At 73.2% G+C, this 19952-nt stretch carries 11 protein-coding genes; 2 read left to right on the top strand and 9 right to left on the bottom strand.

Annotation, left to right across the window (positions count from 1 at the left end):
• Positions 1 to 39: 39 nt before the first annotated feature.
• Positions 40 to 2385 carry a 2OG-Fe(II) oxygenase gene (locus tag WMF36_RS10895; protein WP_437579539.1) on the bottom strand — a complete coding sequence of 782 codons (2346 nt, stop codon included), beginning with the start codon at positions 2383 to 2385 and terminating at the stop codon, positions 40 to 42.
• Positions 2386 to 3109: 724 nt separating this feature from the next.
• On the opposite strand from WMF36_RS10895, the gene WMF36_RS10890 reads away from it, so the two are divergent.
• Positions 3110 to 4279, top strand: a complete 1170-nt coding sequence (locus WMF36_RS10890; protein WP_437579538.1) for an acyl-CoA dehydrogenase family protein — start codon at positions 3110 to 3112, stop codon at positions 4277 to 4279.
• Positions 4280 to 4294: 15 nt separating this feature from the next.
• Here the strand turns inward: WMF36_RS10890 and WMF36_RS10885 are convergent, their stop codons facing one another.
• Together WMF36_RS10885 and WMF36_RS10880 are read right to left on the bottom strand one after the other, a co-directional pair.
• A complete protein-coding gene (locus tag WMF36_RS10885) occupies positions 4295 to 4540 on the bottom strand; it encodes an acyl carrier protein (RefSeq protein ID WP_437581890.1) in 246 nt (81 codons plus the stop codon).
• Positions 4540 to 6072, bottom strand: a complete 1533-nt coding sequence (locus WMF36_RS10880; protein ID WP_437579537.1) for an amino acid adenylation domain-containing protein — start codon at positions 6070 to 6072, stop codon at positions 4540 to 4542. The genes WMF36_RS10885 and WMF36_RS10880 overlap by 1 nt, the downstream gene beginning before the upstream one ends.
• 125 nt (positions 6073 to 6197) lie before the next feature.
• Between WMF36_RS10880 and WMF36_RS10875 the strand changes: the two genes are divergently transcribed.
• Positions 6198 to 7529: a serine hydrolase domain-containing protein gene (locus WMF36_RS10875; protein ID WP_437579536.1), complete on the top strand. Its 1332-nt coding sequence runs from the start codon at positions 6198 to 6200 to the stop codon at positions 7527 to 7529.
• On the opposite strand, the gene WMF36_RS10870 is transcribed toward WMF36_RS10875, so the two are convergent.
• From WMF36_RS10870 to WMF36_RS10845, 6 genes are read right to left on the bottom strand one after another with little or no spacing between them, the layout of a single operon-like run.
• Complete coding sequence (locus tag WMF36_RS10870; protein ID WP_437579535.1) at positions 7522 to 11421, bottom strand: amino acid adenylation domain-containing protein; 3900 nt, start codon at positions 11419 to 11421, stop codon at positions 7522 to 7524. The genes WMF36_RS10875 and WMF36_RS10870 overlap by 8 nt on opposite strands.
• Positions 11418 to 13271 (bottom strand): non-ribosomal peptide synthetase, encoded by a 1854-nt coding sequence (locus WMF36_RS10865; protein WP_437579534.1) that lies wholly within the window; start codon positions 13269 to 13271, stop codon positions 11418 to 11420. Before WMF36_RS10865 ends, WMF36_RS10870 begins: the two co-directional genes overlap by 4 nt.
• Positions 13272 to 13274: 3 nt before the next feature.
• Positions 13275 to 14603 (bottom strand): condensation domain-containing protein, encoded by a 1329-nt coding sequence (locus WMF36_RS10860; RefSeq protein ID WP_437579533.1) that lies wholly within the window; start codon positions 14601 to 14603, stop codon positions 13275 to 13277.
• The gene (locus WMF36_RS10855; protein ID WP_437579532.1) at positions 14600 to 17461 is read right to left on the bottom strand and encodes an amino acid adenylation domain-containing protein; all 2862 of its coding nucleotides are present in this window, start codon (positions 17459 to 17461) and stop codon (positions 14600 to 14602) included. The genes WMF36_RS10860 and WMF36_RS10855 overlap by 4 nt, the downstream gene beginning before the upstream one ends.
• Entirely contained in the window at positions 17454 to 18503 is a 1050-nt protein-coding gene (locus WMF36_RS10850; protein ID WP_437579531.1) for a TauD/TfdA family dioxygenase, read from the bottom strand. The genes WMF36_RS10855 and WMF36_RS10850 overlap by 8 nt, the downstream gene beginning before the upstream one ends.
• Positions 18500 to 19894, bottom strand: coding sequence for an aminotransferase class V-fold PLP-dependent enzyme (locus WMF36_RS10845; protein ID WP_437579530.1), 1395 nt, complete (start codon positions 19892 to 19894; stop codon positions 18500 to 18502). The genes WMF36_RS10850 and WMF36_RS10845 overlap by 4 nt, the downstream gene beginning before the upstream one ends.
• Between the last annotated feature and the right edge of the window lie 58 nt (positions 19895 to 19952).

Raw genomic sequence — 19952 nt, 5'->3', positions numbered from 1 at the left:
CGAGGCTCGCGCGCTCGCGCCTCAGCAGGGGATTTCGGACTACGAGGAGGCGGCGCTCGGGTGGGTATCCGAGAACGCCCTCCGTTCTTTCTTGAGCCAGGCCAGGAGCGCTTTTTGTCGCGCTCGCAGCTCGGCGTCGCGCTCGAAGAGGGCCTTCTCTTTCGTCAGGACGAGCGTCTGGGGGCGCCCGCTGCGGATCGTCGTGTGGGTCAAGGGCAAGCGGTGGAGCTCGATGACGCCATGGATGTGCCTCCGCCGCTCCTTCGCAAGAGGCCACGCATGCTCGATCCGGCCTCGATCGCGCAGGAACATCGAGAGCCCTTTGCATAGCTCGCACGTGCATCCGGACGGAGGCTCGATCGACCAGTCATCCGAGCTGCGCGCCTTCGCCGCGAGGATTCGTTCGAGCGAGCCCACGACACGGCGATACAGCGTTTGCAGCCCGAGGCCCCTCACGGCGGCCGGCGTGCGTCCTTCCCGGCACTTCCGGAGCAGCGCGCCGGCCGTCATGACCGGCAGCGCCGTCTCGAGCGCGGTGAGGAAGGCGATGAGGTCGTCGCAAATGGACGGCGCCTGGATCACGGCGGCGGTCTCCAGCAGCGCAAGCAGGTCGTCGAGGTGACGTTCGACGCCCTCTTCCCGGAGGGCCCCGGGCAGCCTGAGCGCCCCGGTGTAGCTTTGTTTGAACGAGGCCACCTCGCGCGACAGGAGCCACGCGGCGAGCGCCTTGCCGTGCTCTCCGCCGGCCCAGAGCGCCTCGCAGAGACCGGGGAGGACCGAGAGCCACGGCGGCGCATCGTAGCGTGCGTCCTCGGCCCATGCGGAAAAGACCCGTTGCGACCATTCGAAGCCGTAGCGCTGGACGAGGGCGACGAAGGCGGGCGTCGTGCGGGGGCGGAGCCAGTGCGGCCCCAAGGGCGAAAGCAGCCCGAGCGCGAGATTGGCATCGCCGAGCGACGCCGACACCTCGAGCAGCTTCAGGAAGAACCTCTCGTCGGGGTCCTTTGGAGCAGATTGGCTCCAGAAGGGCAGGAGCTCGTTCGCCCTGTCGCGCGCTTCGTCCGTGGCGCCCGCGTCGATGCGCGAGACGAGCTCGTCCACGGCCCAGGACGGGTCAATCTTCGCTCGAATCACGAAATCGCGATCTCGCGGCCACATCACGAGAGCGGCCCGATGGTACCAGCGGTCCACGGTGTTGCCGTAATTGCCCATGTAGCCTTCGTGCTCGGACCGGAACGGATCCATCTCCACCGACCCCCTGGTGAAGCAGATCTCGTGGCTCGCCGGATGCGCCGAGAGGCCCGGCGCGAGCCGCCCGTCCGGTCCCACCCAGTGGCGGAGCTCGACGTCCGTCATGATGAGCTCGATGAGCTCATGGTCCTCCGCGTCGCGAGCGTCATCGGACTCGTCGTCACGGCGTCCGAAGGCGCGCCGGCCGTACCCGTCGTCCCAATCGTCCCCCTCGCACGACCAGCTCTCGTGCACGTCGGCGAGGGCGAGGTACACCTCGCAATCGAGGCGCTCGGCCACTTGCCGCAGCGCAGCGGCGCGCAGCCGATCCGCGTTCTTGAGGTGGTCCCACCCCAGGCTCTTCTGCGTGTATTCGTGGTCCAGGAGGTAGATCAAGCGGTCCGGCCGCTGCGGGGGAGCCTTCGAGTACGGGATCGCGACCGGCGTCGAGAAGTACGCCTTGACGCTCGCGCAGAGGCGTTCGACGGCGGGAAGGTGGAGCGGCACGCGAGCCCCCGCTGCCCCGCGGTAGAGGAGATGATACGTGAGGGTGATCCGGTAGCCTGCCTCGACGGGCTTCACCTCGTGGCGGCAATCCGCGTAGAAGGCGATGAGCGACAGGTCCTTCGGCCCCCGCGTGGCCGACGGAAAGACCTTCGTCTCCCGATGGTGCTGGACGACGATGGCTCCGCCTTCGTGCTTGGACGGCAGCTCCACCACGAGGGATCCTACCATGTCATCGTCCCTCTCGGAGTCCTGGTGTGGCGCGAAGAACTGGCCGGGGCCGTACACGAGCATCTTGTCGAGAGCGGCCTCGATCTGGCCTTCCTCCGGCAACCCGAGGCGCTGCCGGAGGATCGCGAGCTTGGGCTCGAGGGTGCGCCGCCACCATCGCGGGTCGATCGAGATCCTACGCCTGTCGATTTCCCACGTGTCGCGCACGCGCACGTCGTGCACTGTCTTGTCGCGCCGCCCGTACGGCGCCGGACGGGCGACGGCGCACAGCTTTCGCGCCGCGGCGATCGAGATCGGGAAACGGATGGGACCGACCCCCTCGATCTCGATGTGGAGATCGTCCGAGCCGCATCCGAGCTCGGTCGCGAACTCACCTTCTGCTTCGACGGCCGCGAGCGCCGCCGTGACCTCGTCCAACATCGCTCACCTCGCTGGTAGATGCCTCTCTCGACGAGGCGAGCCTCGCCGCGTGTGCTGGAAGACTGCTCGATGCGTCTCCATCGGGCGCCCCGGAGGCCATGAGGCACCGAGGGCTCCTATGGGGCTCGGCGCGTCGGGCGGAAGCCCGAGGCGCTTCGCTCGGGCTCGCATCACGTGAGCGCGGGCGGCTGTATACGATTCACCGGTCCTCGCCTGTCGCTCGCGGATGATGTTCTTCCGACCCGCCGGAGGAGTCATCTCCCCTTTGCCCCACTCGAGGGATCCTGCGGGGGAGGATCCGTCGGGGTTCGGCGTCGGTGACGCCGCTGGGTGGGAGCATGCCCAACCGCCCTGTGGGAAGTCAAGCGCGACGGCAGCAATGCTCAGGAGGGAGAGAGCAAAACGAATATTGGTAATATGTGGCTCATGATCGGAATGCGCTCCAGCGCGCGCAGGGGCGCGGAGCACCGGCACCCTCACTGCTCTTGCGTACGCTCAGGATACGCACCCGGCCATAGACGAAGAGGCGTTGGCCTTCGAGATTGCGGTCACCGCGTGGGCAGACTCGCTCCGTGCGCGCCGGCTCCGCTCCCCGAGGCATCCGAACGAACCCCACGGCTCGAAGGCGCCGCGCGGCCACCTCGATCCTGGAGCGCATCCCCTCGGCCGGCGCCGCATCAAGGCGCTGGAAACGGCCCCACGCGTTGCTCTAGAGTCACGTGGCTTGAGCTCGAGCGACGCGTGGCACACAAGGGTCGGTCGCATCGCGACGGAGGTCGCACGCCCGCTGGCGGCCATCGTCGACCGCGAGGCCCGTTTCCCGCACGAGGCCATGTCGGCGCTCGGGGAGGCCGGCGCCCTCGCGGCCGCCGTCCCTCGCGAGCTCGGGGGGTCGGGCGCCTCGACGGCAGAGCTCGGTGAAGCGTGCGCGCTGCTGGGGCGCGCCTGCGCCTCGACGGCGGCGATCTTCGCGATGCACACGAGCCAGGTGGCGTGCCTCGCGCGACACGGACAAAGTCCGTTCTTCCACGACTACCTCCGGAGGATCGCGCGCGAGCGGCTCCTGATCGCGTCCGCCGCCTCCGAGATGGGCACCGGCGGCGATCTCCGGTCGAGCATCGCTCCGGTCGAGCGGGACGGCGATCGGTTCACGCTGAAAAAGCGATGCACCGTCGTCTCCTACGGCGAGCACGCCGACGCGCTCCTGACGACCGCGCGCAGCGCACCGGAGAGCAGCCCGAGCCAGCAAGCGCTCGTGCTGCTCCAGAAGCAGGACTACACCCTCGAGCGCACAGGCCGCTGGGACGCGCTCGGAATGCGCGGGACGTGCAGCCCGCCGTACGTCCTCACGGCCGCGGCTCCGGTCGAGCAGATCTTCGCCGAGCCCTTCCGCACGATCGCGGCCGAGACGCTGGTACCCACCTCGCACGTCCTCTGGTCGTTCGGCTGGCTGGGGCTGGCCGAGGACGCATGGGCCGTCGCTCGAGCGCGGGTCGCACGCGACGCCCGGTCGAAGCCGGGCATCACGCCGCCCGGCGCGACGCGCCTTTCGCGCATCGGCGCGGACCTGGAGGCGATGCGGAGCCTCGCCCGCGAGGCCGCCCGCGAGCTCGATCGGGCGAGGACCGACGAGGAAGGCGCGCGGGCGCCGTCCTTCGTCGGCCAGGCGCTCCGGATCAACCACCTCAAGATCGAAGCGTCCGAGCTCACGGCGCGGATCTGCCTGGAATGCCTCCAGATCTGCGGCATCGAGGGGTACATGAACGACGGCGATCACAGCGTCGCGCGCCACGTCCGCGACGCGCTCGCGGCGCCGCTGATGATCAGCAACGACCGGCTGATCGCCGCGAACGCAGCCCTGCTGCTGGTCTCGAAGGACGGGCGAGGCGCGTGACGGCGCCCCGCCTCGTCAGCCCTCGGTGACGATCCGGACGAGCGTGGCGATGCTCGGACGCTGGAAGAAGAGGTCGGAGTCGAGCTCGCGCCCGAGCTCGGACGAGACGGTCACAAGCATGCGGACGAGCTGCATCGAGTCGCCGCCGAGCGCGAAGAAGTCGTCCTCCGGGCGCACCTCGCCCACGCGCAGCACGTCCTGCCAGAGCTGCGTGAGATAGGCCGTCACCGCCTCCGGGCTGTTCGGGTCGACTCCGGCCATCACCTCTTGATCTCCTCCGCGGCGCGCTCCGCGAGGGCGCGGTGGTCGATCTTCCCGCTCTCGTTGAGCGGGAACTCCGCGAGGACGAAGATCCGCCGCGGGACCATGTACTCGGGGAGATAGCTCCGGCACTTCGCCCTCACCTCGTCGTCCGTGCCGTCGAGGCGGTTCACATACGCGACAACGTCCTCGCAGAGGCCGCTCGCGGCGCGGATCGGGACGACGGCCACGAGATCGACCGCCGTCACCCGGCGCAGCACGCCCTCGATCTCGCGCAGCTCCACGCGGCGGCCACGGACCTTCACCTGGTCGTCGCACCGGCCCAGAAAGACGAGGTCCGACCGCTCGTCCGTGCCGGCGCGATCGCCGGTGCGATACCAGACGAGCCCCCCGGGATCGCCGGCCAGCGTGACGAACGAGCGCGCCGTCGCCGCGGAGTCGCGCCAGTAGCCGGGCGCGACCTGCGCCCCCGCGAGGAGGAGCTCGCCGCTCCCCGGCTCGATGAAGGTGCGGACGGGCGCGAGCGGGCGGCCGAGCGGGACGATCTCCGCCGCAGGGGGCGCGCTCGGGTCGTAGAAATAGAGCGTCGCGAACACGGTGACCTCGGTGGGCCCGTAGAGATTGACGATCCGACACGAGGGCGCGGCGGCCTGCCACGCCTCGGCGAGCTGCGAGGGGAGCGCCTCGCCGCAGAAGAGCGACCAGCGGAGAGAATCGAAGACACCCGGCCGGAGCGCGCTCAGGACCTTGAGGTTGTTCGCGAGCGTCGGGACAGAGCTCCACACGGTGATCCGGTGCCGCTGGACGAACGATCGCGGCATCAGCGTCTCGTGGAACGAGGGGGCGAAGACGCACCCGCCGGCCTGCCAGCACAGGAAGAGCTCTCCAATCGAGAAGTCGAAGCTGAGCTCCGCGAACTGGGTGAAGCGATCGTCCGGGGTGGTGTGGATCTCCGCGGCGAGCGCGTCGATGAGCGCACAGCCGTTCGCGTGCGTGATGCCCACCCCCTTCGGCCTGCCGGTGCTCCCGGAGGTGAAGAGCAGATACGCGTAGGGGTCGCCGGGCCGGCGCGGGACGTCGTCGGGCGGCCCCGGAAGCGCGCCGCCGGGGCCAGCGATCGCCGGCGCGCCGGGCTCGGCCGGGATCAGGAGCGGGGGCCGCGCGCTCGTCGCGAGCAGATCCACCGCCGCGCCGGCCGAGGCGCCATCGACGATCAGGGCGGTGAGGCGCGCCTCCTCGACGATCGTCGCGAGGCGCGCGCGCGGGCTCCTCGGGCTGAGCGGAACATAGATGTTCCCGCTCTCCATGATCCCGAGGAGCCCTGCATACGCCTCCGCGCCCTTCTCCGCGAGGAGCCCGACGGTGACGCCGGCGCCTCCGAGCCCACGGGCGCGCAGGCGACCCGCGATCTCCCGCTTTCGGTCCCGCAGCGCGGCGTAGGTGACCCACGCCCCTGCCGCGTGCACGGCCGGTCGATCGGGATACCGCGCCGCGCTTTCATCGAAGTAAGAATCGAGACGCGAGGGGCTCATCTTCCCGGCGGCCGTCCGAGCGGCTGGTGCGGTAGGAGGGTAATCCGTCCTGCGGTGCGCCGTCGACGGCGAACCGCAGCGCGTTTTGACACGCGCCGGCTGGACACTATACGAAGTCCGGCGCCATGACCCTCGCGACCGTCGTCTCGTCAAACCCGGATCTGGACGCGCGGCTCCGCCCGCTCGTGGTCGAGGCGATGCGCCGCCAGCGCACCCCGGGCGTCGCCGTGGCCATCGTGCGGGACGGCAGCGTCGTCCTCGCGGAAGGGTACGGCGTCGCCGACCTGACGTCCGGCGCGCCCGTCACGCCCGAGACCCTGTTCCCCATGTCGTCGATCACGAAGACGTTCACGGGCGTCGCGGTCATGCAGCTCGCCGAACAGGGCCTGATCTCGCTCGACGATCCGGTCAGCCGCCACGTCCCCTTCTTCCGGCTCGACGATCCGCGCACCCAGAACATCACGGTGCGGCACCTCTTGACCCACACGAGCGGGCTCCCCGACTGCGATCAGCTGGCGCTCTGGGACGATCCCCAGCTCGACGACGGCGCGCTCGAGCGCTACGTGCGCGAGCTCCCCTACAAGGAGCTCCTCGCCGCGCCCGGCGAGCGCCGCGTGTACAGCAACGACGGCTTCGAGGTGCTCGGCGCGCTCGTGGCGCAGGTCACGGGCGAGGTGTTCGAGCGTCGCGTGGAGCGCACCCTCCTCGCGCCGCTCGGGATGAGCGCCTCCCGCATGTCCGCGCCTCCAGCCGATCCGCGCGTCCGCGCCGCGGGGCACGTGCTCGGCGACGCCGGCGAGGTGGCGACGGCGCCCGTCTATCCCTGGTCGCGCTCGCACGCCGCCAGCGGCACGCTGTTCTCGAACGCGCTCGACATGGCGCGCTGGGTCCGCACGCTCCTCGGCCGCGGCGAGCTCGACGGCGTGAGGGTCCTCGCGGCCGGGACGCTCGAGGACATGGGAAAGCCGGTCGTCCCGTGGGAGCAGGACGCGAGCATCTCGCAGGGCCACGTGTTCCGCGTGTACGAGCACCGGGGTCACCGCGCGCTGGGGCACGGAGGGTGGGACGTCGGGTTCCGCTGTGGGATGACGCTGCTCCCCGACGTGGGGGTGGGAGCGGTCGTCATGAGCAACTTTCACTGGTCGGCCATGCTGCAGCTCGTCCACGCCGCGCTCGACGTCGCGCTCGGCGCCGAGCCTCCCTCGATGCTGCCGGATCCGGCGGCCCTCCCGGGCTTCGCGGGCACGTTCAAGGGCGAGCGCAGCGCCGCCGTCATCGAGGTCGACGGGGAGGACCTCTATCTCGTGCAGGGCGAGCGGCGGCGGCGGCTCACGCCGCTCGGCCCGGACATGGTCGTCGTGTCCGAAGGCAAGGGGCACAACGCCGTGTTCGCGCGGCGGCGCGCGGACGAGACGGTCGTGCTGCTGGGGGACGAGAAGCTGACGCGGGTCACTTGAGCGCCGCGGGGCCGAGCGCCTCGGCGAGCTCGGCGATGCACGGGCGCTCGAACAGGACGCGCATGGGCAGCTCGACGCCGAAGGTCTCGAGCATGCGGGCCATCACGCGGACGGCGAGCAGCGAGTGCCCGCCGAGATCGAAGAAGTTGTCGTGGACGCCGATGCGCTCCACCTCGAGCACGTCGCGCCAGATCGACGCGACGGCCTCCTCGACAGGGCCGCGCGGCGCGACGAACGCGCTGCCCGCGGCGCGGTCGGCGGGGACAGGGGGCAGCCTCCGCCGCTCGAGCTCGCCGCCGGGCGTCCTCGGGATCCGGTCGACGGCGACGAGCACGGACGGCACGAGGTACTCCGGCAGCTCCTCGGCGAGGGCGCGCCGCAGGGCGGTGGCCCAGTCCGCAGGCGCCCCCTCCTCGCCGACGACATAGCCGACGAGCCGGACCGGGGAGCCGCTGGCCACCACCGCGGCGTCCCGGACGCCGGGAGCGCGCACGAGCGCCGCCTCGACCTCGCGCGGCTCGACGCGGTGGCCGCGCACCTTGACCTGATCGTCGATGCGCCCGAGGTACTCGACGGAGCCGTCGGCGAGCCACGCGCAACGATCGCCGGTCCGGTACATGCGCATCCCCGGCTCGGTCGCGAAAGGATCGGGCAGGAAGCGCGCGGCGGTCAGATCGGGGGCCGACCTGTAGCCGCGCGCGAGGCAGTCTCCGCCGAGGTAGAGCTCGCCGGGGACGCCGATGGGCACGGGTCGCAGGCGATGATCGAGGATGTACGCGCGGGTCCCGGGGACCGGGCGGCCGATGGGCACCTCGCTCGATACGCCGTCGCGGGGGTCCACCGGGTGCGTCAGGGTCACGATCGTCGCCTCGGTGGGGCCGTAGGTGTTGAGGATGCGGTGCGCGGTCCCGGCGACCTTGCGCCACGCCCGCAGCCGATCGGCGGCGAGCCGCTCTCCCCCGAGCACGATCAGGCGCACGTGCTCGAGCCGCTCCGCCGCGTCCGCCGGGCAGCCGAACGCGAGCTCGTGCCAGTAGGCGGTGGGCAGGTCGAGCACGGTGATGCGCCGCTCGTGACAGACGCGCAGGAGCTCCTCCGGCGCGACGACGGCGTCGAAGGGGCGCGGCGCCAGCGTCGCGCCGGCGGCCAGCGTCGCGAACACCTCCTCGCAAAACGTGTCGGCGGACGGCGAGGCGAACTGAAGGACACGATCGCCGGCCCTCAGCGCGAAGGCGCGCGCGGCGAAGCGCGCGTAGCGAGCGAGCGGGCCGTGGCGCAGCTCGACGGCCTTGGGCTGGCCCGTCGTCCCCGACGTGAAGTAGACGAACGCGACCTGCTCGCCGTGCGGCGGCGCGAACGGGGCGCTCGAAGAGGCGGCGCCGAGCGCCGCGACGTCGCTCTCGTGGAGCGTCACGACGACGCCCGCGATCTCGGCCATCCGCCGGCGCCGCGCGAGCGGGAGGCCCGTGTCGATCGGCACGCAGGCGGCGCCGGCGCGGAGCGCGCCGAGGACCGCGGCGACGAGCGCGGGACCGCGCGGCATCGACACGGCGACCGTCGCCTCGGGCGCGACCGCCGCAGCGCGCAGGTGCTCCGCGATCGCCGTCGCCCGGCGGTCGAGCTCGGCGAACGTGAGCCGGCCGTCCTCCCCGTCCACGGCCACCGCGTCGGGTCGCCGCGCGACCTGGACCGCGAAGAGATCGAGCACGCTCAGCCCCTCGGGGATCGGCTCGACGACCGGGAGCCGAGGCGCGCCGGAGACGTCGCCGGAGACGTGGCCAGAGACGTGGCCAGAGACGTGGCCAGAGACGTGGCCAGAGACGTGGATCGACACCGCGTCGAGCCGGCGCTCCGGATCCTCGACGAGCGCCTCGACGAGCTGCACCAGGTGGTCGGCGACCGCCTCGCGCTCCTCGGCGCGGAACTGCTCGGCGCGGAGGTCGAGATCGAGCCACAGCTCGCCCTCCTCGACGTGCGCCTCGATCGAGAGGCTCTCGTGACCGTGACCGGCCGAGAGGCGCCTCGTCCGCGCCGGAGCGCCGCCGAACGGGCCGAAGCTCCCGGTCTGGAGGTTCAGGAGCACGTCGTAGTGGTCCTTGCCGCCCGGGTTTCCGACCGAGTAACGCAGGTGCGGCAGCAGCGACCGGATGCGCTCGCCGGCGCGGCGCCCGAGCTCCGCGAACGTGCTGTCGGGCTCTACAGCGACGCGCACCGGAGCGACCTCCATGACAAGGCCGGCGACGTCGCGCCCGGCCGCTCCACCGCGGTTGTGGAAGACGACGCCGACCGACACGTCGGAGGCGCCCGCGAGGTGATGGACGAGGGCATCGACCACGCAGCACAGGCTGATCAGCAGCGACAGCTCCTCGTTGAACAGGAAGAGCGGCGGCTTCGCGGCGGCGGCCTTCAGCCGGTCGGTCAGAGGTCGCCCGAGCCCGCGGGAGACGCGCTCGGTCCGCGCGTCGCACCGGCGCGGCGACCGCCCGAACCACCGCAGCGGCTCGGGCAGCGGCCGCAGCAGGCGCGACCAGTACGCCTCCGCGTCGCTGGAGGCGGGCGCCTCGCGGTACGCATGATCGGCCGCGACGAGGCGCGCGAACGGAGGCCAGGGCGGGTGCGTCAAGGGATCGCCGGCGCGCGCTCGCTCGTACAGCTCGGCTGCGCGCTGATGGAGCAGCGCGCTCGTGACCCCGTCGGTGATCAGGTGGTGCGCGCACAGGTAGAGCGCCCACCGCGAGGGGCCGAGCGTGATGACGGCGCAGTCGAACGGGCAGCGCGCGAGGTCGAGCGGCCGCGCTTGCCGCGCGCGCGCCCAGGCGTCGAGGCGATCGACCGGCGCGGGATCGCCGGTCCAGTCGAGGTGCTCGACGACCTCGGCGAAGCCGTCGACGACGACAGCGCGGGGCTCGCCCGCCTCTTCGCGCACCACGGTGCGCAGGGCGTCGGTGCCGGCCACGACCTCGCGCCACGCGGCCGCGAACGCCGCCGGGTCCAGTGAGCCCTCGACGAGCGAGAGCGTGGCCATGTTGTAGAGCGGGACGCCGGGCTGGAGCTTCTGCCCGGTCCACACGAGGAGCTGGTTGCGCGTCAGGTTCGCGCCGGCGGCGAGCGCGTGGGCGCGGCTGCGGACCGCCGGCGGAGGCGCCTCCCAGCCATCGACGAGGCGCCGCTCTTCTTCCGGGCCGATCATCGGGAGGTCGGCCACGGGCCGGTCGGGATCGAGCAGCGCCGCCGAGAGCAGGTGGAGCACGTAGCCGGCGAAGCGCCTCACCGTGGACACCGCGTGTCGCTCGGGGAAGAGCTCGATCTCCAGGGCCGGCGCGCCGGAGACGTCGAGCGTGATCGTGATGTCCTGGCCGGCGGAGGGCGCGGGGCGATGGAGGGACGCCGACGCGACCATGACGCCGAACAGCGGGGATGCGCCCCGGGTCGTCAGGCCCAGGTCGGCGAGCAGCCGCTTCAGCGGATAACGCTGGCGCTGCGCGACGAGGAGGAGCTGCTCGCGCTGCGCCACGAGCAGCTCGCGAAAGCTCGCCTCGGCCGGGATCTCCACGAGGATCGCGACCGCGTCGGTGCCGCCGGCGGGCGCCGTCGTCCACGCAGGCGCGCCGACGACGACCGTGCGCCGATCGTGCGTGCGCGCGAGGCACGCGGCCACGCCGCAGAGGAGCGTGGTGTAGACGAGGAGCGGCGCGCTCCCGGTGAGGTCGGCGATCCCGGCCGCGAGCGGCGCCGGGATCGGCTCCCTGAAGCGCGCCGGGCGCCGGTTCGCCGGCCCGGCCGCGTCCGGGCGGAGCTCCGTGCGCGCGTCGACGTCGGCGAGCCGCCGCACCCACCAGGCGCGCTCCTCGATCAGCGCTCGGTCGAAGACGAGGAGCGCCTCGTCGCTCATCGAAGCCGCTCCACCATCGCCCGGATCGCCCGGATGGTCTGGAAGTTCTCCTGCGCGAGCCTGTCGTTCGGGATGTGGATGCCGTGGTGCCCCTCGAGGAACGCGACCATCCGGAGCGCGCACAGCGAGTCCACCACGCCCCCCACGAGGAGGTCGGTGTCGTCGTCCAGCTCGATCCCGTCGGCGGCGGCCTCGCGGCGGAGGAACGCGCGGATCGGATCGGCGTCGTCGCCCTCCTCCCGCGCGGCCGCCGGCGCCTCTGTGGCCGCCGCGGCGACGCCGACCCGCGCGCGATGGCCTTCCTGCACCGCTCGGCGATCGAGCTTGCCGGACCCTGTCTTCGGCAGCATCGGCTCGACGGCGAACGTCGAGGGGACCGCGAACGCGGGCAGCCGCGACGCGGCGTGCGCGCGCAGCGCGGACGGTTCGATCGCGGCGTCGGGCTTCGGCGCAACGACGGCGACGACGTCCGCGTCCGCGCCCTCTTCCCCGAGCACGAAGGCGGCCGCCTCCTGCACGGTCTCGTGGGCCAGGAGCGCGCGCTCGACCTCGTCGAGATCGAGCAGGTGGCCGCGCACCTTCACGCGGCGATCGGCGCGGCCGAGGATCTCGAGGTTGCCGTCCGGCTGCTCGGCGACGAGATCGCCTGTGTGGTAGCAGCGCTGCGGCCCGAACGGGGTGAACGCCACCGGCCGCAGCGCCCGCTCCGAGCGCTCGGGGAGCTGCCAGTACCCCTCCATCACGCTCGGCCCGCGCACCACCAGCTCCCCCTCCTGCCCGCGCGGGACCGGGACGCCCTCCGGATCGACGACCTCGAGGTTGACGTGCGCGCAGGCTCGCCCGATCGGCAACACGTCCGGCGGTCCGGCCGGCAGCGGCGGGATCTCGTAGTGCGCCGCGATGTGCGTCTCGGTCGTACCGTACATGTTGCAGTAGCGCGGCGACGGCACGAGCTCCATGAGCCGGCGCAGGTGCGGGACCGGGAACCGCTCGCCGGCGAACAGCACCCAGCGCAGCGTGTCGAGCGAGCGCGCCTGGAGGTCGCCCCGCTGGACCAGCCCGACCAGCAGCGACGGGACGGAGCACCAGACCGTGAGGCGCTCGCGCTCCAGCGCGCCGGCGAGGCTCGCCGGGAACTTCACCGTGTCCTCGGCGAGCTGCACCAGGAGCGCGCCGGCGGCGATCGTGACGAACAGCTCGAACCACGAGAGATCGAAGTGGTGCGAGGTCACGTTGCTGACCCGATCCGTCTCGCAGACGCCAAACCTGTCGAGGGCCCACGCGACGTTCGAGAGCATGCTGCGGTGCGAGTGCGCGACGCCCTTCGGCGTGCCGGTGGTCCCGGAGGTGTAGAACAGCACCGACAGATCGCCCTCGATCACCCCGATGTCCGAGCGCGGGCGAGCCGCAGCCACCTCGGACCAGCTCGGGGCCGAGACGGGGAGCCCGCCGCCGTCGTCGCCGCCGACCACCGTCTCGATCGGCGTCCCGAGCGCGAGCAGCTTCCGCAGCCGAGGCGCCTTCGCCGGCTCCGAGAGCACCACGCGGATGTCCGCGTCGCGGGCGACGGCGGCGAGGTGCCTCTCCGACGCAGCCGAGTCGAACGGCGCGTACGCCGCGCCCGCCCGCAGGATCCCGTAGATCGCCGCCATCGAGTCGAACCCCCGGTTGAGGTAGACGCCGACGCGATCCTGGCGGCGCACGCCGCGCTCGACGAGGAAGCCGGCGACGGCCGAGGCGGCCTCGTCGAGCTCCCTGTAGGTCCGCGCGCCGGCCGCCGACCGGAGCGCCGGCCTGTCGGGGGTTCGCTCAGCGCTCTGCCGGAGCAGTTGATCTAACGAGAACGTCATGGGTCAGGCTCCTTCTTCGGTCACCGTCAGCGGCAGGTCGAGAACGGGGCGGTCCGGCAGCAGGGCGGCGCCGGCGGCGAGCGCACCGAGGTGCGAGACGAGCGCGTCGAGCTGCGCCCCGGTGAACAGGCCAGCGTCGTATTCGATGCAGCCGTCGATGGCGTCGCCGCGGTCGATGAACGACAGCGTGAGATCGAACTTGGCTGTGTCCGCGAGGCTCTCCTCCACCCGGACCGCCAGCCCGGCGAGCTCGGGGACGGGATCGGGATCATTCGCGAACGCGAGGACGACGTTGCACAGGGGCGGCCGCCCCGCGTCGTTCGCGAGCCCGAGCTCCTGGAGGAGCGCGTCGAAGGGGACGACGCCGTGGCGATGGGCGTCCAGGACGACGTCGCGCGCCCGGCGCAGGACCTCCCGGAAGCTCGGATCCCCCGAGAGATCCACGCGCAGGAGCTGCATCTCGACCACGCAGCCCACGAGGGTCTCCGTCCCCGGCTTGCCGCGGTTGGCGTGGGGCACCGCCACGACGATGTCCTCCGCGGCGGTCAGCCGGAAGAGGAGCACGTCGATCACCGCGAGCACCGCGACGAAGAACGTCACGCGCGCCTCGCGCGCGAGCGCGCGGAGCGGCGCCAGCGCCTCGGCGGCCAGCACGAACGAGCGGTATCCCGCGGGGCGGCTGCCCGCGCCACGCGGGCGCGGCGACAGCCGCACGGGGCTCGCCTGCGCGAGCCGGCGCTTCCAGTGCTCGAGGCTCTCCGCGTAGCCAGGCGTCGCGGCGGCCCTGCGCTCGCGGGCCGCGTACGTCGCGTACTGGAGAGGCTCGGGGAGCGGCGCCGGCCGGTCCGCCGCGAGCGCGCCGTAGAGGTGGGCGAGCTCGCGCACGAGGACGTGCCGTGACCAGCGATCGATCGCGATATGATGGACGGTCAGGAGCAAGCGGTGCTCGAGCGGGCCGACCGAGACGAGCGTCGCGCGCATGACGGGGCCGCGCTCGAGGTCGAACCTGCGGCGCGCGTCGGCCGTCGCGACCGCCGCGGCCGCAGCGGCGCGCTCGGCGCGCGGGATCGCGCGGAGATCCACGTCGGGCTGGAGCACGTCGGCGTCGTCCTCGATGCGCTGCACGAGCCCGGCCCCCTCCAGCCGGTACGTCGTCCGCAGCGCCTCGTGGCGGCGGACCACGGCGCGCACCGCCGCGCGCAGCCGGTCCACGTCGAGCGGCCCCGAGAAGCAAAGGGCGTTGCTCACCGTGTGCGACGAGTCGCCCTCGTTCAACATGTGCGAGAGCCAGATCCGCCGCTGCGCAGCGGAGGCCGTCTCCAGGCGGCTCATCCAGCGCTTCCTCGCAGGGCGTCGATCGCGCGCGCCAGCCTGCGGACGGTGCGCGCCTCGAAGACGGTCATCAGCGGCACGTCGACGCGGTAGCGCCGGTGGAGCTGGCCGACGAGCCGCATGGCCGCGAGCGAATGACCGCCCAGCTCGAAGAAGTCGTCCTCGGCGCCGACGTCGCTCGTCGAGAGGAGCTCCTCCCACAGCGCGGCCAGCTCCGCTTCGAGCCCGGCCGCGGGCCGCGGACCCGGGCGACGAGGCGCCTGGGCCCGGGCGACGAGCCCGGCGAGGGCCTCGCGGTCGACCTTGCCGCTCGGCGTGCGCGGGAACGACGGCACGATCGAGATCGACGCCGGCAGCATGTATTCCGGCAAGAAGAGCGCGAGGTGGGCGCGCAGCTCGGCGTCGGTCGGGGCCGCGACGGCGGCCGCGGAGGGGACCACGAACGCGGAGAGGACATCGTCGCGCGCAGCAGATTCCCGGACGTCGCGCGCGATCACCGCGGCTCCCTCGACCCCCGGCGCCCGCGCGAGCACGGCCTCGATCTCCTCCAGCTCCACGCGGAACCCGCGCACCTTGAGCTGCCGGTCCGCGCGGCCGACGAGCTCGAGGGTCCCGTCGAGGTCCATCCAGCCCAGATCCCCGGTGCGGTAGCGCTGCGCTCCCGGACGGGCCGAGCCGGGATCCGGGAGGAAGCGCTCCGATGTCCCGCGCGGATCGCCGAGGTAGCCACGCGCCACCCCCTCGCCGCCGACGCACAGCTCGCCCACCACGAGCGGCGGCAGCGAGCGCCCGTTCGCGTCGATCACCTCGACCGTGGCGTGCGCGAGCGGGCGACCGAGCGGCAGGTGCGCTCCCGGGCGCGAGGCGTCCGCGCGCGCCATGGTGCAGCCGATCGTGGTCTCGGTCGGCCCGTAGTGGTTCCACACGGCGCAGCCAGGCGCGAGCGCGCGGATCCGCGCGACGAGGTCGCGCGACAGGCGCTCGCCCCCCAGGACGAGGTGCGAGCGCGGGAGCACGCCGGCGCCGTCCTCGAGCAGCGCCGCGAGGTGCGACGGCGTGATCTTCATGGCGTCCACCGGCGACGCGCGCAGCCGGTCCGCGAGCGCGCGGGCGCCCTCCTGCGGGACGATCTCCAGGGCGCCGCCGAGCGCGAGCGCGCCGAAGACCGCCGTGTAGCCGAGATCGGCCGCTGCGCTCGACACCCAGGCCCAGCGGAGACCGCGGCCCACGTGCGCCTCCAGCCCGCGCACGTAGGCGCTCACCTGCCGGTGCTCCACCGCGACGGCCTTCGGCTGGCCGGTCGAGCCCGACGTGAACAGCACGTAGGCGAGGCGGTCGGGGCGCGGCGCCGGCAGCGCGACGTCGCGATCCGCGCCGGCGTGGGCGTCGAGCCAGGCCTCGTCGATCACGAGCGAGACGCCCGCGATCTGCCGCATCCGCTCGAGGCGCGCCGCCGGCAGGGCGGGATCGAGCGGCACGAAGGCGGCCCCCGCGCGGAGGACGGCCAGCATCGCGGTCACCCAGGCAGGCGATCGCGAAAGCGAGAGCCCGATCCGCGCCTCGGGCGGCAGCCCGATCTCGACGAGGCGGCGCGCGAGGCGCTCGGCGCGCGCGACCAGGGCCCCGTACGAGAGCCGCTCGGCGCCGCAGGCGACGGCGATCGCGTCCCCGTGCGCGACAGAATACGCCCAGATCCGCGGGTCGATCGACGCCGCGTCCGGCGGCGCGGCCACGGCCTGCGGGGGCGCCGGCGCCCAGGGACGCGCCCGGAAGGGCAGCTCGCCGATCGGCCGGCGCGGCGCGGCCAGGCCCGCGGCGAGGAGATCTTCGTACAGGCGGGCGAGGTGCTCGGCGGCCGCCCGTCCGACGCGCCTCCGATCGGCGTACAGCGTCGCGCGCGGCGTGCGGCCGACAAGAACGGACAGCTTGAGATCGAAGCGATCGGCGTGGACGGCGAGGCGCTCGACGCGGACGCTGGGCGCGACGTCGGCGTCCCAGAGCTCGAAGCAGGTCGGCGCCGGAGGGGCGCCGGGATCGTGATAGGAGTGCCACTCGGCAGCGGCGTCCAGCTCGGCCCGCGCTCGCTCGATCAGCGCCTCCATGCCGAGCGCGGCGACGTCCTGCGCCGACACCGGCACGTGCTTCGCGAGCGGGCCGAGCGCGGACGCCACCTCCGGCAAGGAGCGGCCGCCGGCGACCACGGCCGTCATCACGCCGCCGGCCCCGGTGACGCGCGCGAGCAGCGCCCACCAGGCGGCGAGGAGGACCGCCGCGCCCTGCGAGGCCGCCCCCGGATCGAGGTGAACCTCGGTCTCCTCGGTCGCCCACGCCCCCCCGGGGTCCGGCTCCGGAGGCGCGCCCAGGAGGACCGATGGGCGCGGCTGGGCGCGCCGTCGCGCGGCGTGGCGCTCGCGCGCCGGCGCGGTGCTCTCGGCCTCGAGCATCTCCCACTGCCACTCGCCGAGGTCGGGGTACTGAAGCGGCGGCTCCCCCTCCGCTCCGAACAGCTCGCGGACGAGCCCCAGCATCGAGGGGGCGTCGGCTTGCAGCGCGGACACCTCGATCTCGACGCGCGCTCCCGGCAGCGCCCGCAGCGCCGGCGCCGTGCCGTCGGCGAGCGCGCCGGCCGCCGGCCCGACGACCTGCAGCGGGTACGCGAGCCCCGGCGCCGCGCGGAACGCCGTGCGCAGGATCTCGTGCCGCTCGACGATCGTCTGGAGGCGCCGCTCGAGCGCCGCGATGTCCGGCTCGGCCTCCAGCGCGACCACGCAGGTCGCCCTCAGTCCGCCCACCCCCGACGCCAGGAGCCGCTGCTGCTGCGGCGTCAGCCGGAACCCCTCGACCGCCGGCTCACCCATCCGGCGCCTCGATCGTGGCGCGGCCGTGGCGCATCTCGGTCATCGCGACGAGGATCCGGCGCGGCCCCTCGAACGGATCGCGCCCGTGCGCGACGAGCATGTTGTCGAGCAGCAGCACGTCGCCGGCTCGCCAGGGGATGCGGGCCGCCTCCCGCGCATAGGCGTCCGCGATCGCCTCCAGATCGGACACGTCGATCGGAGCTCCGCCGGCGTGCGTCGCGGTCCTGGGCGCCTCATCCGCGCACGACGCGAGCGCGAGCCGCTCCTGGCTGGGCAGCGCGAAGGGGTGGAAGAGGTGCGCCTGGTTGAACCACACCGCCTCGCCGGTGCGCGGGTGGCTCGCGACGGCGGGCCGCGCCTGGGACGTGCGCAGCGAGCCGTCCGGCATCCACGCGTGCTCGATGCCGGCGCGCGCGCAGAAGCGCGCGACCTCGTCCCTGTCTTCGGTCGCGAACACCTGCTGCCACGGGAGGTCGAGATCGCGCCTGTAGCGGCGGACGTACTGGACGCCCCGGCGCTCGAACCGGTCCACGAGCTCTCTCGGCAAGCGCGCGTGGACGCGGCGCGCGTCGGCGAGGGGCGTGGCTCCGCCCGCCTCCGGCGGCTGCTCGCACCAGAACCAGAGCCTCATCGGCCAGTCGGCGGCGTAGGACAGCTCGTTGTGGAGCGGGATCGCGTAGGTCCGCGGGTATTCGGTCGAGGTGTAGACGTGGTGACCGAGGTGCCTCCGGTCGGTGGATGCGTACGTGTACGGCACGAGCGGCCCGCGCGAGCCCGCCTCGACCACGCGCCGGAACTGGTCCGCCGACGGGATCGCGAACCCGCGGAACAGCACGGCGCCCGCTCGATCGAGGCGCCGATCGACCTCGTCCAGATGGCTCGACAGCCACCACGCGAGGTCCACGCCCGCCGCCGCCGGCCGCGCCAGCGCCGGGGACCACGCGCCGTCGGCCCCGTCGATCAGCTCGACGATCTGGTCCAGGGTGACCGGTCGCCGCCGCGCGCGGTCGAGCGCGGATCGATCAGCGCCTCGCGTCGTCATCCGGCCCGCCGATACGCCTCTTCCGCCTGGATCGGCTCGTAGGTAAGGCGCGGCCCTCCGGCCAGGATCTCCTCGAGCGCGGCGCCGAGCGCGTCGACGTCGTCGAGGGTGGTGTGGATGCCGACGCTCGCGCGCACGATCCCGTACGACGCCAGCCGATCGCCGGCGCGGATCCGCGCCTCGACGGCCTGCTGCTCCTCGTCGCTCACGCCGAACCATCGGCGGACGAGGCGGTGGTTGCAGATCGTCCCCGCGCGCACCTCGATCGCGTGCTCGTGGTCGAGCACGGCCGCGAGGAGGGCGTGGTGCATCCCGGCGATGCTGAACGGGAACGCCCCGATCCGATGCTCGCCGTACGCGGCCGCAGGCACGTGGAGCCGCAGCCCCTCGATCCCCGACAGCCGAGCGGCCATCCGCTCCACGATCTGCCGCTCGTGCTCGAGCACGACGTCCCAGCCGGACTTCGCCAGCGCCTCGCAGCTCGCGCCGAGCGCCACGATCCCGGTGCCGTTCCAGGTGCCGGGCTGGTGGCGGAGCGTGGGCGGCGCCCAGACCACGGTCGCGTCCCCCCGGACGTCGCTGAGCATGTCGATCGAGCCGCCGCCCGGCTCCAGCGGCGCTGTATCGAGCAGCCGCTTGGGGACCACCAGGAGGCCGACCCCGAACGGCGCGTAGAGCTTGTGCGCCGAGAGCGCCAGCGCGTCGATCCCCGAGGCGACCATATCGATCGGCCGGTGCGGCGCGAGCTGCGCGGCGTCGACGAACAGCAGCGCGCCCCTCGAGCGGGCGAGCTCCGAGAGGCGCCGGAGATCGGGGATGTACCCGGTCTGGTTCGAGGCGCCCGACACGGCGACGACCCGGATCTGCAGGCGCTCGTCGCCGAGCACCTCTCCCAGGTGCTGCTCGTCGATCGAGCCGTCGTCGAACGAGCGCACATCGACGACGCGCGCGCGGGTCGTGAAGCGCCAGGGCAGGTTGTTCGACGTGTGCTCGCCCTCGGAGATCACGACCGCGTCGTCGGGCTTCAGCGCGAGCATGCGCGCGAACTGGCTGATCGCGCCGCTCGTGTTGTCGCAGAACAGGAGGTGATGCTCCGGACCGCAGCCCAGGAAGCTGCGGATCGACGCGATGGCCGCCTCGAGGTCCTCGCACGCCGCCCGCGCGAGCGGACCGGAGCCGCGGTGGAGCGCGCCGTAATGGCCGAGGAACCGCGTGACCGCGTCGAGCGTGGCGCGCAGGGGCGGGGTGGTCGCCGCGGCGTTGAGCCGCACCACCCGGCGCAGCCCTCGACCCGGGATCTCGACCCTGTGCTCGGCGCCCACGACCTCCGGCAGGGATCGCAGGGCGCTCGATGAAGCGTCCTTGGCTGTGGGGATTTCCGCTGTGAGCATCGCTTCAGCTCGGAAGAGGTGGCGAGTCTACTTTGCGCCTGCGGCGCGCGACACCGCT

Source organism: Sorangium sp. So ce887 (assembly GCF_051521455.1).
Taxonomy (GTDB): domain Bacteria; phylum Myxococcota_A; class Polyangia; order Polyangiales; family Polyangiaceae; genus Sorangium.
This window is presented reverse-complemented; position numbering and strand designations above follow the sequence as displayed.

What these genes read in the sequence shown, in the direction of transcription:
- WMF36_RS10895 (WP_437579539.1), bottom strand. Translation starts at nt 2,385, where the DNA reads ATGTTGGACGAGGTCACGGCGGCGCTCGCGGCCGTCGAAGCAGAAGGT.
- WMF36_RS10885 (WP_437581890.1), bottom strand. Translation starts at nt 4,540, where the DNA reads ATGGCCGGAGTCGACCCGAACAGCCCGGAGGCGGTGACGGCCTATCTC.
- WMF36_RS10880 (WP_437579537.1), bottom strand. Translation starts at nt 6,072, where the DNA reads ATGAGCCCCTCGCGTCTCGATTCTTACTTCGATGAAAGCGCGGCGCGG.
- WMF36_RS10875 (WP_437579536.1), top strand. Translation starts at nt 6,198, where the DNA reads ATGACCCTCGCGACCGTCGTCTCGTCAAACCCGGATCTGGACGCGCGG.
- WMF36_RS10870 (WP_437579535.1), bottom strand. Translation starts at nt 11,421, where the DNA reads ATGAGCGACGAGGCGCTCCTCGTCTTCGACCGAGCGCTGATCGAGGAG.
- WMF36_RS10865 (WP_437579534.1), bottom strand. Translation starts at nt 13,271, where the DNA reads ATGACGTTCTCGTTAGATCAACTGCTCCGGCAGAGCGCTGAGCGAACC.
- WMF36_RS10860 (WP_437579533.1), bottom strand. Translation starts at nt 14,603, where the DNA reads ATGAGCCGCCTGGAGACGGCCTCCGCTGCGCAGCGGCGGATCTGGCTC.
- WMF36_RS10855 (WP_437579532.1), bottom strand. Translation starts at nt 17,461, where the DNA reads ATGGGTGAGCCGGCGGTCGAGGGGTTCCGGCTGACGCCGCAGCAGCAG.
- WMF36_RS10850 (WP_437579531.1), bottom strand. Translation starts at nt 18,503, where the DNA reads ATGACGACGCGAGGCGCTGATCGATCCGCGCTCGACCGCGCGCGGCGG.
- WMF36_RS10845 (WP_437579530.1), bottom strand. Translation starts at nt 19,894, where the DNA reads ATGCTCACAGCGGAAATCCCCACAGCCAAGGACGCTTCATCGAGCGCC.